Raw genomic sequence first — 14,713 nt, forward strand, 5'->3', positions numbered from 1 at the left:
CTATTTCTATTTATAATTTAAATTACAATCAAAGCTTCCCTTCGCAAGCATTACCTTGAGCAGGTTGTTAGGGTTTGTAAGTTTACGGCTTTATCTCTCAGCTAGCCAATTCTAGCGCCCCTAGCTCTAACATTTATTTTCTTTTATAGGCTAAGTATATCATAGCAATTTTCCCAATACAATCAATTTTTGCATTTATTACTTTAAAGCCCAATTTCTTTACAATAATAACCTAATCCTTCTCTTATTTGAAATTAATCAAAATAAAACAATTCCTCAAATTTTTTATCCAGTGCTATACAAAGAATCAATTAAAATAAAACCTACTGTTGACTAAATTTTTTTTTGATTATATAATATTTTAGGTATAATTTTTTTAAACCGATATTTTAATTAAAATTTAATTTTTATATAAAAATATAGATAGAGTATATACTTTATCTATACTTTTATATGAGTGTTGAACACCCACTTGAAAAAAACCTACAAGTGGGTGTTTTTATTTAAAAAATAAGTATTCAGGAGGTAATAAATGATAAAAAACACTATAGAAAAATATAAAAAGGATAAGGAATTTTACAAATATTTATTTATAATTACACTACCAATAGCATTACAAAACTTGATAACATCTTCTCTTAACATGCTAGATACTATGATGATAGGAAAAGTTGGAGAAATAGAACTTGCATCTGTTGGTATAGCAAATCAATATTATTTTTTATTTTCACTACTTTCAAATGCATTGGCAATAGGTGCTGGAGTTCTTATTGCTCAACTTTGGGGTAAAAAAGATCATGCTAATATAAAAAGAGTTTTATCAAAGTCATTATTTTTCAATATAATTTTAACGTTATTATTTATGGCTTTAGGTCTTATAATACCATCAAAAATAATAGCTTTATTTAATAATGATCCATCAGTCGTAAGAATAGGTGCAACTTACTTAAGAATAGTTGTTCTAAGCTACTTTTTTACTACAATAACATTTACATTTGCAAGCGGACTTAGAAGTATCGGTAATACACGCCTTCCTATGTGGGCTAGTTTTATAGGACTTATAGTTAACGGAGTTTTAAATGCCTTTTTAATATTTGGTCTATGGATATTCCCTACGCTAGGAATCAAAGGGGCAGCAATAGCTACACTGATAGCTAGGATTATTGAATGTTTAATAGTATTATCTGTAGTATACTCTAAGATTGATGTCTTAAAATTAAAGTATAAAGATATTTTTGTTTTACCTAAGCAACTATCTTCTACATTATATAGTGTGACCATGCCTATATTCTTAAATGAAACTTGTTGGGCATTAGGTAATATAACTTACGCTGCCATATACGCTAGAATCGGTACTAGTGCTACAGCATCAATACAAATATGTAGTACAGTTATGAACCTATTTATGATAGTTACATTTGGGCTTGCAAATGCATCGGTAGTTATAATAGGAAATGAAATAGGCGCAAATAGAGAAAAAGAGGCTATTGAAGCATCTAAAAAAATCTGTAGTATCTCTATAAGAATATCTATTTTATTGGCTATATTCATGGCAATAAGTGCAAAACCTGTAGTTTCTTTCTTTAATATATCTGATGCTGTTAAATTGAGTTCAGAATATATACTTTATATTTACTCATTAGTTTTAGTAGTCAAAGTTTACAACTCAGTTATGATAGTCGGAATTTTAAGAGGTGGTGGAGATGCGACTTACGGCTCAATCCTTCAAGCCTTAACTTTATGGTTAATAGGAATTCCTTTAGCATTTTTCGCTGCGTTTGTATTGAAACTACCTATTCATATAGTAGTATCTTTTGCTATGGTAGAAGAACTGATTAAAGTTGTTCTTATGAATAGAAGATTTAAATCATTTAAATGGCTTAAAAACATGGTAAACGGCTAATATCAAATTAAGTATAGTTTTTGATAAAAATTATTCAACACTGATAAAGTTTATGCAGTTTTTTCTAAAAATGGAAAATTATGTAAAGTATTCAAATTAGTATCCGTACAAAATTCAAGATGGCAATAAGTAGAAATAAAAACAAATGATTTTATAAAAGAAGGGAGGATTATAGTATATAAATAGTTTGAAAATTTAATTCAACTTATAGCTTAAAAAGTAATATCTTATATTTATAGGGAGATTCACATGAAAAACTGGAAAATAGGGAAAAAACTAGCTGTATCTTTTATAATATTGATAGGGCTAGCCGCATTTGGGAACTTTTATGCAATATCTAATCTTAATAAAGCCGGTCAATTAAACCAAGAGTTATTTGAAGGTCCATATCAATTAACTAATCAATCTATGGGGGTTCGTAGAGACTTAGTTACAATAGCTAGAAATATAGGAAGATCTATTATTGAAAAAGATGAAGTTGAAGCTAGAAAACATGCATTAGATGCATTTGATAGTCTTGATCAAAGAATAAATGTGATAACTAAATCTTTAGGTGGGGAAACTGATTTAACTAGGGAATTTAAGGAATCAATAAAAAACTATAAATCCTCATGCGAAGAAGTCTTCACTGCTATATCTAAGGGCGAATATAATCGTGCATCAGAAATTGCGAATGAACTTTATAAAATGCAGAAACCCGCGGAAAAGAATTTAATAGCGAAGTAATAAAAACAGTATCAACTTCCAAAATAGTAGCAACGGTAGTAAGTATATCAACTATGGCACTTGGTGTATTTATATGTATATTTATTACTAAGTCATTATTAAATCCAATTAAAGAATTAGAAAAAGCTTCAAATAAAATGGCTAAAGGTGATTTTGATATAGATTTGGATTACGGATCTGAAGATGAATTAGGTCATTTGTCAAATACTATAAGCGAAATGGGAGAAGAAATTAAAAGTATTATAAATGATACAGTGTATGTTCTAGGAGAAGTTGCATCAGGTAATTTCATGGTAGAACCTAGTGCACAATACATAGGTATATTTAAAAATATAGAAAAATCTCTAAATAAAATAACACATGATTTAAGTGAAACCATGACTCAAATAAATTTAGCAGCAGATGAAGTTGAAGGAGCTTCTGAACAAGTATCAAGTGGAGCTCAAATGCTATCCCAAGGTGCAACTGAACAGGCAGGTTCAATTCAAGAATTAACTGCAACTATATCTGATATAGCTCAAAAAGTTCAGTATACTGCAGAAAATGCTCAAAAAGCTAATGATTTAACACTAAGCTCAGCTAAACAAGTTAGTGACGGAAACGACCAAATGAAACAAATGGTTCAGGCTATGGAAGAAATATCATTTACATCTAGTGAAATAGGCAGAATAATAAAAACTATAGATGATATAGCATTCCAAACCAATATATTATCATTAAATGCAGCAGTAGAAGCAGCAAGAGCAGGTTCTGCTGGTAAAGGATTCGCAGTAGTCGCTGATGAAGTTAGAAACTTAGCAGCAAAATCAGCAGAGGCCGCTAAAAATACAGCTGCACTTATAGAAAATTCAATTAAAGCAGTTGAAAATGGTACTGAAATAGTAGATAATACGGCTAAATCTTTAGAAAAGATAATTGATACAACGAACCAAACAAATCAATTGGTAAATGAAATAGCCATAGCATCAGAAACTCAAGCGACTGCAATTAACCAAGTTTCATTGGGAGTAGAACAAGTTTCATCAGTAGTTCAAACAAATTCAGCAACAGCAGAGGAAAGTGCAGCATCTAGCGAAGAGTTAAGTGGTCAAGCTCAAATGCTAAAATCACTTATTGAGAGTTTTGTACTAAAAAATACAGATGCATATAGTAAAAAATTTAGCTTTAGCGATGATGGAGATGATAACTTTAGTATGAGTGAATACTAAATATACAGTTAGATTATCTAATCACCTTCTATGAACATAGACCATATAATATTATAAAGTCTATACAAGGGGTGATAAATATGTACAATGTTCCTAAGCCACATCAATACCCTTACTGGGTTGAGGTACCAACATATAATATGTACTCGTACCTTCTTTGGCTTAACTCACAGATGAGTAATACAAATAAAAATACTCCACGTGCTAACAAACAAATCTATAAACCAGGATTTAAGAGACCTGCTGCTGAATTAAAAGATTATGGTCCTAATCCATTTGTAATTGATATCGATGATGCTACTACTCAAAATGATACTTTTCGCACTGCTTTATGGACAGGAGAAAATTTACAAGTTACATTAATGAGCATCGATGTCGGTGATGATATAGGTTTAGAAATTCATCCAGAGGGAGATCAATTTATACGCATCGAAGATGGGCAAGGACTTGTTAAAATGGGAGATAGCGAAGATAGCTTGGATTTTCAAAGAAAAGTATCCGATGACTACGCTATTATGATACCAGCTGGTAAATGGCACAATGTAATTAACACAGGGGACAAACCACTTAAATTATATGCTATTTACGCTCCACCTGAACATCCCCGTGATACAGTTCATAAAACTAAAGCAGATTCAGAAGCTGCTGAACATAACAACAGATACTAATTTAAAAATTTTATAAAAACAGCTTTATGATAATATTAATTTGTCATAGAGCTGTTTTTACGTAAAATTATAAATTTATATACTATCCAATATACCTTTCTAATATTACCGCCCTTATACTTTCATACTTTATTTCATCAGCAACAGCCTTTTTTATAACACCTACTTTCTCATCACCAAATCTATTTATCGCATCTTTTATACTACTCTTTTCATTTTCACTATATAAAGATTTCAAATCTATCGCAAAGTGAACTTTGTTTCCACCTTTAATATAATCATATACATACCCAAGCACTGTAGATGTAGAAACTTCTATCTCATCACAAACCTCTTTTATACTCTTACCTTGATTCAATAAATCCAAAGCAATTTCATCATTTTTTCTACTATCACCGTCTAGTACAAGTTTAAGCTTTTTCTTTTCTTGCCACTCAGGAGATATATTATTTTTTTCAACATACTCTTTTATTATTTTTATTATATCTTCACCATATTTATCAATTTTAACGTTACCTATCCCTGCAATATCTTTTAGCTTAACTTCATCTAAAGGATACCTTCCACTTATCTCTTTAAGTGTATTTAGAGTTAACACCATATATGGGAGTACTCCTTCTAACTTAGAGACTTTTAACCTGTATTCCTTTAATTTCTCATATAATTCGTAATTAGTATTAACCTCAAAAAATTCTTTATTTGTAGAGCAATTTTTAACGTTATCCTTTTTAGACTGTTTTAGCAATTCTTTTTTATTTATACCTTTTTCTTCTATGTACACCTTTATAGTTTCTTCAAATTGTTGACAATACTTGTCGTATTTGACTTCTCCTATCCCAGCCACACTAAGCATCTCATCCTTATTGGTTGCATATATACTCGCCATATTTTTAAGAGTAGCATCACCAAATACCATATATGGAGCTATCTTATTTTCTCTTGCTATATTACTTCTAATCTCTACCAATCTTTCATATAATTCATTTTCTACATACATAGATTTAGTAACTTTAGATTCCTTAAATTCAACTTTTATTTCATTTTTTATTACCCTCATAGATTGTTCATTTAACTTTATAGTTGGGTAGCTTCCTCTAACACCTATATTTTCTACTACTTCTAAAAATCCGTGCGATACAAGCGTGTTTATAAAAGTCTTTAAATCCTCCGATGAGTAATTTTTCATAATTCCATAAGTACTCAATGTGTCAAACCCCTGACTCATTACCTTTTTATTTTTAGAACCTCTTAGAACATCTATTATCATAGTTACACCGAAAGGTCTTTTCATTCTAGCTATGCAAGATATAACCTTTTGGGCATCTAAAGTTTTATCTGTTACTTCACCTTCATTTAGGCAATTACTACAATTATTACAATCTTCTTTTAGTTTATCTCCAAAATAATTTAATATACTTTTTCTATAGCAACCATTGCTATAAACTAAGTCTACCATTTGCTGAAGTTTTTTATATTGAACTATTTTTCTATCAGGGTTTTCTATTCCTACCTCTACCAAGTATTTTTGAGTATGTACATCTCCTGGTGTAAATAGAAGCACACATTCGCTAGGCTCTCCATCTCTTCCAGCTCTACCTATTTCTTGATAATAATTTTCTATACTCTGTGGCATATTATAGTGTATAACCCATCTAATATTAGGCTTATCTATACCCATACCGAGTGTTGTGTCTTAAATTTTTATATTATTTAATTTTATAAACAAAATACAGAAATAAAATTAATAAAATATATCACTAAATATTGATTTAATAGGGGCTTCCTAAGTAATTAATATTTCTTAATTACTTATCATTTAACAGTCCTTCTAGTATTACAGCTCTTATATTCTCATATTTAATATAATCAGGGAGAACCTTTTTTATAGCTCCTATTTTTTCATATCCAAATTTATCTATTGCATCTTTTATCATATCTTTATCATTTTCACTATACAATGCTTTTAAATTAATATTGAAATTTATATCATTTCCATCTTTAATATAATCACATACATATCCAAGTGCTGTAGATAAAGAAACCTCAGTTTCATTACAAACTTCTTTTATATCATTGCCTTGATTTAATAAGTCTAATACTATTTCATCAGTTTTTCGACTGTCTCCATCAAGTACAAGCTTAAGTCTTTTCTTTTCTTCCCATTTAGGTATTATATTATTTTCTTCTATGTGTCCTTTTACTATATTTATAATATCCTCACCGTATTTAGTTATTTTGACAGGTCCAATTCCCCCTATATCTTTTAACTGTTCTTCTTCTAAAGGATATCTACCACTTATTTCTTTTAAAGTATTTGCTCCTAACACCATATAAGGTAAAGTACCTTCTAACTTAGATACACTCAACCTATAATCTTTTAGTCTTTCATACAATTTGCTATCTGTTGTAACTTCAAAATATTCATTATCTTTAGCAATAGTTCTTTTATTAGTCTCTAAAGTATTCAAAACTTCTTCTTTATTTATATTCTTTTCTTCTATATACTTCTGTATTATTTCCTCAAATTTATAACCATATCTTTCGTACTTTACTTCTCCTACTCCAGATATATTTAGCATTTCATTTTTAGTAACTGCATAAGTACTAGCCATATTTCTTAGGGTTGCATCTCCAAATACCATATATGGTGCTATACGATTCTCTCTAGCTATTTCACTTCTAATCCCTACTAATCTTTCATATAGTTCATTTTCCACATATCTAGACTTAGTCACTTTAGATTCTTTAAATTCAACTTTTATTTCATTCTTTATTACTCTCATAGATTGTTCATTTAACTTTATAGTTGGATAACTGCCTCTTACTCCCATATTTTCAACAACTTCTAAAAATCCATGAGCTACAAGTGTATTTATAAAAGTTTTTAAATCTTCTGCCCCATAGTTTTTCATAATACCATAAGTAGTTAAATCATTAAATTTTTGGTCTATTACTTTTTTATTTTTAGACCCTCTCAAAACATCTATAATCATAGTTGTACCAAAACTTCGTTTCATTCTAGCTATACAAGATATAACTTTCTGAGCATCTAATGTTTTATCTATTACTTCTCCTTCATTTAAGCAGTTACTGCAATTATCACATTTATCTTCTAACTCGTCTCCAAAGTAATTTAATATACTTTTTCGATAACACCCATTGCTATAAACTAAGTCTACCATTTGCTGAAGTTTTTTATATTGAATTCTTTTTCTTTCTGGGTTATCTATACCTACTTCTACTAAATATTTTTGAGTATGTACATCTCCTGGTGTAAATAGAAGCACACATTCACTAGGCTCTCCATCTCTTCCAGCTCTACCTATTTCTTGATAATAGTTTTCTATACTTTGAGGCATATTGTAATGTATGACCCATCTAACATTAAATTTATCAATTCCCATTCCAAATGCATTGGTGGCTACCATTATTTTTATTTCATCATTTATAAATTTTTCTTGATTTTCTTTTCTTATTTCATTATTTAATCCAGCATGATATTTAGAAACTGAATAGTTTCTCTTAAGCAATCCTTCATATATACTTTCTACTTCTTTTCTAGTCGCTACGTATATTATTCCACTTTCATTTTTATGGTTTTCTATATAATCTAACAAGTATCTGTTTTTTGAAGAAGATTTAACTATATTTATAGATAAATTTTCCCTATCAAATCCAGTGATATAAACATCTGGTTCTTGTAAATCAAGTATACTCTTAATATCATATCTTACTTCATCACTAGCTGTTGCAGTAAATGCAGTTACTATAGGTCTTTTATTTAATCTTTTTATAAATTGTGGTATCCTTTTATAACTTGGTCTAAAGTCATGTCCCCAACTAGAAATACAATGGGCTTCGTCTATTGCAACTTGACTTATATCTTTATTTCTTATTAAATTTATAAATTCTATACTATCAAGTCTCTCTGGAGCTACATAAAGTAGTTTATATCTATCATTTTCTATATTATCTAGTACTTGATTGTATTCATTATTAGATAAAGAACTATTTATAAGCTCTGCTTCTATTCCCATAGATTTAAGTGCATCTACTTGGTCTTTCATTAATGATATTAGTGGCGATATAACTATAGTTATACCATCTAAACAAAGTGCTGGAACTTGGTAACAAATTGATTTCCCTCCACCTGTTGGCATTATAGCTAGCACATCTTTTTTATTAATTATTGAATTTATAATACTTTCTTGACCATTTCTAAAACTTGTATATCCATAGTATTTAGATAGTATGTCTAAAGGTTTTATGTTCATTTATACTCTCCTTCAAATTATTGTTACCTTAAATAATAATATTCTAATTTTAAAACTTATACCTATTTATATTATCATAATTCACTTTATTTATAATACTTATTAATTAAATAAATTCTAGCTAAAATATGAAGTTTAGTTATTTTATGTAATTACACTTATAATAAAAATATATATATTATATTAGACATAATAAATATACCGCAAATGCGATGAATTTATAAATTCCACCACACTTGCGGTATATTAGTTTACTTTTTTCTTCTATAAGAAATCCCAACTATTATCATTAATGCTCCTGCAACTAATAAATATTTTTTATCTAAGACATTTCCTTCCATCATTGAAAACAAATAAAAGTTTCCTAAATATTTTTTCCCTGCACCGTAACATAAAATATAATATAATACAGGAATCATATATCCTACTGCTATATTATCAACTATAGAGTATGCTAAAATACCTAAGCCACCAAGGAAAATACAAGTTGATATAGTCCCATAAAAATATTGCATAAAATCGAATGTGCAATTTCCTTTTTTAAGAAAAACTAAGAATCCTAACACTATAATTATTAGGCATACTATTGCTTCAACTATTCTTATTAAATAATTAATCGTTATAGATTCTTTTTTAGACTTTACCAAATCCCTTATATCCTTATCTTGGTCTGGAATGAATAGTGGAACTAATAATATCATTCCGAATAATGATATATACATATCTAATATTTTAGCTGTATTTAAACTATCTAAATTTTTTAAGCCCATAATTAGCGGAGATATTAAACATAAACCAATTACAACAATTATATGGGGAAATAAGTTAAACTTTAAATTAACTTTAGCTATTTTTAAGTATCTTTCCATTTAAATTAAATTTCCCCTTTCTTTTTATATCATATACGAATATGTTCATCACTATTAATACGATTCCAACTACACTATAAAAAACTCTATTTATAACAAGCTCATTAAAAATTCTACTATATATATCATAAGCTCCAAATGTATTAAATCTAGGAACTAAGTTCATACCCACATTCCCAACTAAATTAAAAGCACCTAATAATATACTTACAAACCACCATATACCTTGAACTAAAATTGCAATTGGTCCATTTGTAAGTTCTGTTAATAAAAATCCCATAGAAACTGTAACTAATACAGTAGGCATAAGCCATCCAAATATAACTTTTATAAAAGCAAAATAATCTGCACTTATTTCATTACTATTAGCTGAATAAATTGACTGTAATGTTGGTGTAATACTTATTAAAATTAATGGTAATATTATCATAGATATAATCGCTAAATATCTTGATAATATAATTACAGTTGAGGAACACTTCTTAGCAAAAATAACTTGCTCTGACTTTGCTCTCTTATCTTTTAATACTCTAGTTACTGCTAAAAACATTGGAAGTATTGCTAAAACAATTCCCATATAATCACTAAATAATCTTGCATAAGCTCTTGATATCTTATCATTATTTATAATACTTTCATAATCTTTAAGTGCATCATCATAGGTTCTCTCAACCCTTGCATTTACAGATAATCTTTTTGAATTATAAAAACTTCCACCACCAAGAACATCATCTATTTTATCCATCTCTTTTGAAAACTCTTGAAAACTAATATTATCTTTTACCTTAACAACATCAACTAATACATCTTCTTTTGTACTATTGTAATCTTTAATCTGCTTTATTAACTGTTCCTTATTTAAACCTGTTAGGCTCTCAAAAATTTTATAAATTTTTGACATATCTTCATCGCTAAGCTTTACTTCTTTATAAAATCCTATCGGGTATGTTGGAAAGGAATTTGATTCTAGTTCAAAAGCTAGTTTATCAATGGTTGATTGTATTATTACACTTTCACCAGCATCATGTTTAAATCCATAACTTTCTTGACCTTGTACAGGTTTTGCAATCCCTGGAAAGCTTCCCATTTGAGTAATAAAAAATATAACTATACAAGCTAAGAATATATAATAAGTAATACTTTTTAGTGTTTCTTTACATTCTTTCAAAAACAAAGTCTTAAACATTATCTTACACCTCCACTTGTATGCATAAGATACATATATGCATCTTCAACATTTGGAAGTGTTGTTTCAGCACCATTAAAAAGTTCAGACTCACTCTTAGCAATGAATCTTATTTTAGCCTCTGTTGACGTCATAAGAACATTAGTAACTATGTATTTCTTTTTTATATCTTCAATTTCGACTCTTGATATCTTAGCTTCATATATATTACCATTAGCTTTATCTAAAAGTTCTGTAACTGTACCTTTAAATATTATTTTTCCTTCATCCATTACGGCAATATTTTCACAAGTAGATTCTATATCTCCAACTATATGAGTTGATAATATAACGATTCTATCTTCTGCTATTTCAGAAAGTAAATTACGAAAACGGACTCTCTCCTCTGGGTCTAATCCTGCTGTAGGTTCATCTACTATTAATACCTTAGGATTATGAAGTATAGCTTGTGCAATTCCAAGCCTTCTTCTCATACCTCCTGACATAGCTTTTACCTTAATCTTCATATTATTATTTAAATTTACTTTAGCCAAGAGCTCTGGTATTCTTTCTTTTCTAGTTTTTTTATCTAAGCCTGATAGTACACCCAAGTAGTCCATAGCTTCATAAGCTGACATATTACTATACATTGAAAAATCTTGAGGTAGGTATCCTATCATTTCTCTTATCTTACTAGCTTCATTTACATTTATACCACATACTGTAATTTCACCTGAACTTAAAGAAAGTAATGTTGCTATTGATTTCATTAAAGTAGTTTTTCCTGCCCCATTTCTTCCTAATAAACCAAACATTCCTTTTTCTATATCTAAGTTGATATTATTCAATGCTCGTTTTTTCCCATAAAATTTACTTACATCTTTTAAAATAACATTTGTATCCATACCATTCTCCTATCTCTTATTTATTAATATAAGTAAATTTTAACTACTAAATATCTATTTTTTATCTACATTTTAAAAAAATCTACTACAATTTAGCAATATATAGGTGAAGACTTTTTATTACCAATGACTTTGTCCGTTGCTAAAAAAACTTGCACATACAATAGCACCACCGCTTGTACTATTATTTAAAGTCAATTTTCCTCCATGCTTTTCACATAATGATTTACATATAGTAAGCCCTATACCAAAGTGTCCATCTATTCCAGCTCGACTGCTATAATAAGGCTTTGATGCTGAATATATTTCCTTCTTTGAAAAACCTTCACCATTATCTCTTATATAAATATATATAACATCATTTTCCCACTCCAAAATAATATCAACTTTATTTTTTGTAAATGACAAAGCATTAGATAATAAATTATCTACAACTTGTAAAATAATACTTTCATCAAAATATCCTTTATTCTCTTTTAATTTGCTATATATATTAATTTCAATGTTGTTACTAGCTGAAATTACGTTTATAACTTCTTCTATCTTTTTTTCTAAAATATTGAACTCTTTAAGCTTTGTCTTTACTTCTATAGCTCCAATATCCTGTATATCCTTCATAGTTTCTGAGAAGTTCTTTAATCTGGTTAATTGAGACTGTATTAAATTAAGATTTTCTAATAGTTTTTCTTCTGTTATCTTACCTTGTGGGTAGTACTTAACTAACATATCTGTATAGCCTCCTATAACAGTAAGAGGGGTTCTAATATCATGAGCAAAAGCTGAATTTAATTGTCTTTGTCCCTCCATAAGATTCCATACATTTTCATTATTATTAATAAGTTGCACTCTCATTTTATCAAAAGCTTCGCATATTTCCCCCAACTCATCTCCACTATTATAAATACATGAAAAACTTAAATCATTCCGACTTATATGCTTGGCTTCTTCTCTTAAAATCTCTATCGGAATTTTTATTTTATTTTTATAAAACATATTAGATGTGATTATTATTGCTATGATAGAGTAAACAACTATTGAAAGCTCTTTAATAATGTCTGAACCATATAAAATTACTTTATCTATTGTATCTAACTCAACAAGTTCCTCTATTGGTATATAGGTATTTACATCAAGAGAATACTTTGTATATACTAACCCTTTCCACCCATGACAAAAAACTACTGTTGATATATATATAATTATAACTGCAATAATAGCAATAAATATGTATAAACTCATTGTTTTTCTTAAAGATTGTGCTTTTATCTTATCTTTTAATCTTAAGAGTTGTTCATCTATCCAATCCATTTATAACCTACTCCCCAAACTGTTTCTATAATAGTATCATCAGTGTATTTACCAAGTTTCATGCGTATTCGTCTAATATGTTCAGTTATAATGCTACTATCACCCTCTTTATCAAATCCCCAAAGTTTTTCGTAAATATCTTCTTTCGAAAAAATTCGTCCACTATTCATACTCAAATTTTCTAGAATATCAAATTCTGTTTTAGTAAGATTTATTTCATTTTCTCTACAAAAAGCTTTTCTATCAGAATAATTAATAACTATTTCTTTTGAAAATTTCACTTTTTCTTTTGTAGTTTTACGCTCTTCACGCCTTAAATGAGCTTTAACCCTAGCATTTAATTCTTCTATACTGAATGGTTTTAAAATGTAATCATCCCCACCTACCATCAGCCCTTTGATTCTATCACTTTCTTCAACTTTTGCTGTTAAAAATACGATAGGACAACTGACATAATTTCTTATTTTAGTGCATACCTCTATTCCATCCATTCCTGGCATATTAATATCTAATAATATAATATCTGGATTTATATTTATCTTTTTTAAAGTATCGTCTCCACTATAAGCTGTGTAAACTAAAAAATCTTCAAGTTCAAAAAAATCTTTCAAAAGTGATACAATACTAACTTCATCATCTATGACAAGCATCTTATATTTCATATACTATACTCCTACTCCCTTTATTTTTATATAATAATTAAAACTTTATAATTTTGTATTTACAGTAAATTTTAACCTATATTTCTCTATAATTTCTCTACTTACCTACCTAACATAAAGTAAAAAAGTCATCAACCATTAATTTGCATTATATAACAATTGTTCTTAAATAGAGTTAATTTAGCCTTCAAATTTATATTTACGTATATATAATGAGTAATAAACTAGGTTTTTGCACTTACAATAAATCATCAAATTCATCTATAGCATTTTGAATTTTTTTATCCTCTTTAATTTTTCTATCATTAAATGAGACAATCTTATTTTTATTAGTATCATTTACATTTGATGTGTTATTTTCAGTAGCATCATAGTCTATATCATCAAAAACTTCGTCTACTATTTCATTGCTTAATCCAAAGTCACATTTTTGTAAAATTATCATTAAGTTTTCCTCATCAATCCCATTTAACAGATTGTTTGATTTAAGATATTCCCTCATTTTAATTTGTTCATCTAAAACCTTAAATTTATTTAGTCTCGCATTTATTTTTGATAACTGCTTATTTTTTTCACTTATATCTTTACTCTTTTCTTTGAGCTTCTTATTCTCATCTTTAAGTTTTTCTATTTCTAGCTTATATTGATTTTCTTTATGTTTCATTTCTAAAACTTGCTGATTTAACTCACTATGCCTATCTGCAAAACGTCTTAAAACAACCTTTTGAGTCTTTTCATCTTTTTTATATGTTTCTAAGAATTTATCTGAATTAAATTCAATCAAAGTATTTATATTACTTGTATCTCCACTTTGATTTATATTATTAGTTTGCTCTATTAGTTCTTTAATTTCCTTATTTCTTGTAAAATGAAAATATCTAATATCTTCATAACCAAGTTCATTTACTGCAAAATTTGCAATATCTGTAGCTGTAACTTGACCAAAAACTGTATTTCTATCAAAATATGTGTCAACTATATTTTCTAACATTTCAGTTGTGAATCTTTTTTTTCTCCCTGCCATA

At 28.3% G+C, this 14,713-nt stretch carries 12 protein-coding genes and 1 riboswitch; of the genes, 4 read left to right on the plus strand and 8 right to left on the minus strand.

All coding sequences use genetic code 11. From position 1 onward, the window contains the following. Positions 1–19 precede the first annotated feature (19 nt). Positions 20–132, minus strand: a riboswitch (TPP riboswitch). Positions 133–532: 400 nt separating this feature from the next. The 4 genes from BUB34_RS07320 to BUB34_RS07335 all read left to right on the plus strand — a co-directional run bounded on the left by BUB34_RS07320 (position 533) and on the right by BUB34_RS07335 (position 4,505). Continuing rightward, a complete protein-coding gene (locus BUB34_RS07320; protein ID WP_073126030.1) occupies positions 533–1,903 on the plus strand; it encodes an MATE family efflux transporter in 1,371 nt (456 codons plus the stop codon). A 249-nt stretch (positions 1,904–2,152) separates the two neighbouring features. Beyond that, positions 2,153–2,629: an MCP four helix bundle domain-containing protein gene (locus BUB34_RS13085; protein ID WP_073126031.1), complete on the plus strand. Its 477-nt coding sequence runs from the start codon at positions 2,153–2,155 to the stop codon at positions 2,627–2,629. 53 nt (positions 2,630–2,682) lie between these two features. After that, the gene (locus tag BUB34_RS07330) at positions 2,683–3,837 is read left to right on the plus strand and encodes a methyl-accepting chemotaxis protein (protein ID WP_073126033.1); all 1,155 of its coding nucleotides are present in this window, start codon (positions 2,683–2,685) and stop codon (positions 3,835–3,837) included. Between the two features lie 80 nt (positions 3,838–3,917). Continuing rightward, positions 3,918–4,505: a cupin domain-containing protein gene (locus BUB34_RS07335; RefSeq protein WP_073126035.1), complete on the plus strand. Its 588-nt coding sequence runs from the start codon at positions 3,918–3,920 to the stop codon at positions 4,503–4,505. 82 nt (positions 4,506–4,587) lie between these two features. Here the strand turns inward: BUB34_RS07335 and BUB34_RS07340 are convergent, their stop codons facing one another. The 8 genes from BUB34_RS07340 to BUB34_RS07375 all read right to left on the minus strand — a co-directional run bounded on the left by BUB34_RS07340 (position 4,588) and on the right by BUB34_RS07375 (position 14,712). Then, complete coding sequence (locus BUB34_RS07340) at positions 4,588–6,183, minus strand: RQC domain-containing protein (RefSeq protein ID WP_073126036.1); 1,596 nt, start codon at positions 6,181–6,183, stop codon at positions 4,588–4,590. A gap of 127 nt (positions 6,184–6,310) precedes the next feature. Beyond that, positions 6,311–8,779, minus strand: a complete 2,469-nt coding sequence (recQ, locus tag BUB34_RS07345; protein WP_073126038.1) for a DNA helicase RecQ — start codon at positions 8,777–8,779, stop codon at positions 6,311–6,313. Between the two features lie 251 nt (positions 8,780–9,030). Next, the gene (locus tag BUB34_RS07350; RefSeq protein ID WP_073126040.1) at positions 9,031–9,648 is read right to left on the minus strand and encodes a hypothetical protein; all 618 of its coding nucleotides are present in this window, start codon (positions 9,646–9,648) and stop codon (positions 9,031–9,033) included. Further along, positions 9,623–10,834 (minus strand): hypothetical protein, encoded by a 1,212-nt coding sequence (locus tag BUB34_RS07355; RefSeq protein WP_073126042.1) that lies wholly within the window; start codon positions 10,832–10,834, stop codon positions 9,623–9,625. The genes BUB34_RS07350 and BUB34_RS07355 overlap by 26 nt, the downstream gene beginning before the upstream one ends. Continuing rightward, positions 10,834–11,718, minus strand: coding sequence for an ABC transporter ATP-binding protein (locus BUB34_RS07360; RefSeq protein ID WP_073126043.1), 885 nt, complete (start codon positions 11,716–11,718; stop codon positions 10,834–10,836). The genes BUB34_RS07355 and BUB34_RS07360 overlap by 1 nt, the downstream gene beginning before the upstream one ends. Before the next feature lie 120 nt (positions 11,719–11,838). Then, positions 11,839–13,026 carry a HAMP domain-containing sensor histidine kinase gene (locus BUB34_RS07365; RefSeq protein ID WP_073126045.1) on the minus strand — a complete coding sequence of 396 codons (1,188 nt, stop codon included), beginning with the start codon at positions 13,024–13,026 and terminating at the stop codon, positions 11,839–11,841. Further along, entirely contained in the window at positions 13,014–13,688 is a 675-nt protein-coding gene (locus tag BUB34_RS07370; protein WP_073126047.1) for a response regulator transcription factor, read from the minus strand. The genes BUB34_RS07365 and BUB34_RS07370 overlap by 13 nt, the downstream gene beginning before the upstream one ends. Before the next feature lie 238 nt (positions 13,689–13,926). After that, a complete protein-coding gene (locus BUB34_RS07375; RefSeq protein WP_073126049.1) occupies positions 13,927–14,712 on the minus strand; it encodes a hypothetical protein in 786 nt (261 codons plus the stop codon). Position 14,713: the final 1 nt, after the last annotated feature.

This window comes from Asaccharospora irregularis DSM 2635, from assembly GCF_900129815.1.
GTDB classification, from domain to species: Bacteria; Bacillota; Clostridia; order Peptostreptococcales; family Peptostreptococcaceae; genus Asaccharospora; species Asaccharospora irregularis.

Excerpts from the sequence above, each read along its gene's own strand:
- BUB34_RS07355 (WP_073126042.1), bottom strand. The coding sequence starts at position 10,834 with ATGTTTAAGACTTTGTTTTTGAAAGAATGTAAAGAAACACTAAAAAGT.
- BUB34_RS07330 (WP_073126033.1), top strand. The coding sequence starts at position 2,683 with ATGGCACTTGGTGTATTTATATGTATATTTATTACTAAGTCATTATTA.
- BUB34_RS07360 (WP_073126043.1), bottom strand. The coding sequence starts at position 11,718 with ATGGATACAAATGTTATTTTAAAAGATGTAAGTAAATTTTATGGGAAA.
- BUB34_RS07375 (WP_073126049.1), bottom strand. The coding sequence starts at position 14,712 with ATGGCAGGGAGAAAAAAAAGATTCACAACTGAAATGTTAGAAAATATA.
- BUB34_RS07320 (WP_073126030.1), top strand. The coding sequence starts at position 533 with ATGATAAAAAACACTATAGAAAAATATAAAAAGGATAAGGAATTTTAC.
- BUB34_RS07370 (WP_073126047.1), bottom strand. The coding sequence starts at position 13,688 with ATGAAATATAAGATGCTTGTCATAGATGATGAAGTTAGTATTGTATCA.
- BUB34_RS07365 (WP_073126045.1), bottom strand. The coding sequence starts at position 13,026 with ATGGATTGGATAGATGAACAACTCTTAAGATTAAAAGATAAGATAAAA.
- BUB34_RS07350 (WP_073126040.1), bottom strand. The coding sequence starts at position 9,648 with ATGGAAAGATACTTAAAAATAGCTAAAGTTAATTTAAAGTTTAACTTA.
- BUB34_RS07340 (WP_073126036.1), bottom strand. The coding sequence starts at position 6,183 with ATGGGTATAGATAAGCCTAATATTAGATGGGTTATACACTATAATATG.
- BUB34_RS07335 (WP_073126035.1), top strand. The coding sequence starts at position 3,918 with ATGTACAATGTTCCTAAGCCACATCAATACCCTTACTGGGTTGAGGTA.
- recQ (WP_073126038.1), bottom strand. The coding sequence starts at position 8,779 with ATGAACATAAAACCTTTAGACATACTATCTAAATACTATGGATATACA.
- BUB34_RS13085 (WP_073126031.1), top strand. The coding sequence starts at position 2,153 with ATGAAAAACTGGAAAATAGGGAAAAAACTAGCTGTATCTTTTATAATA.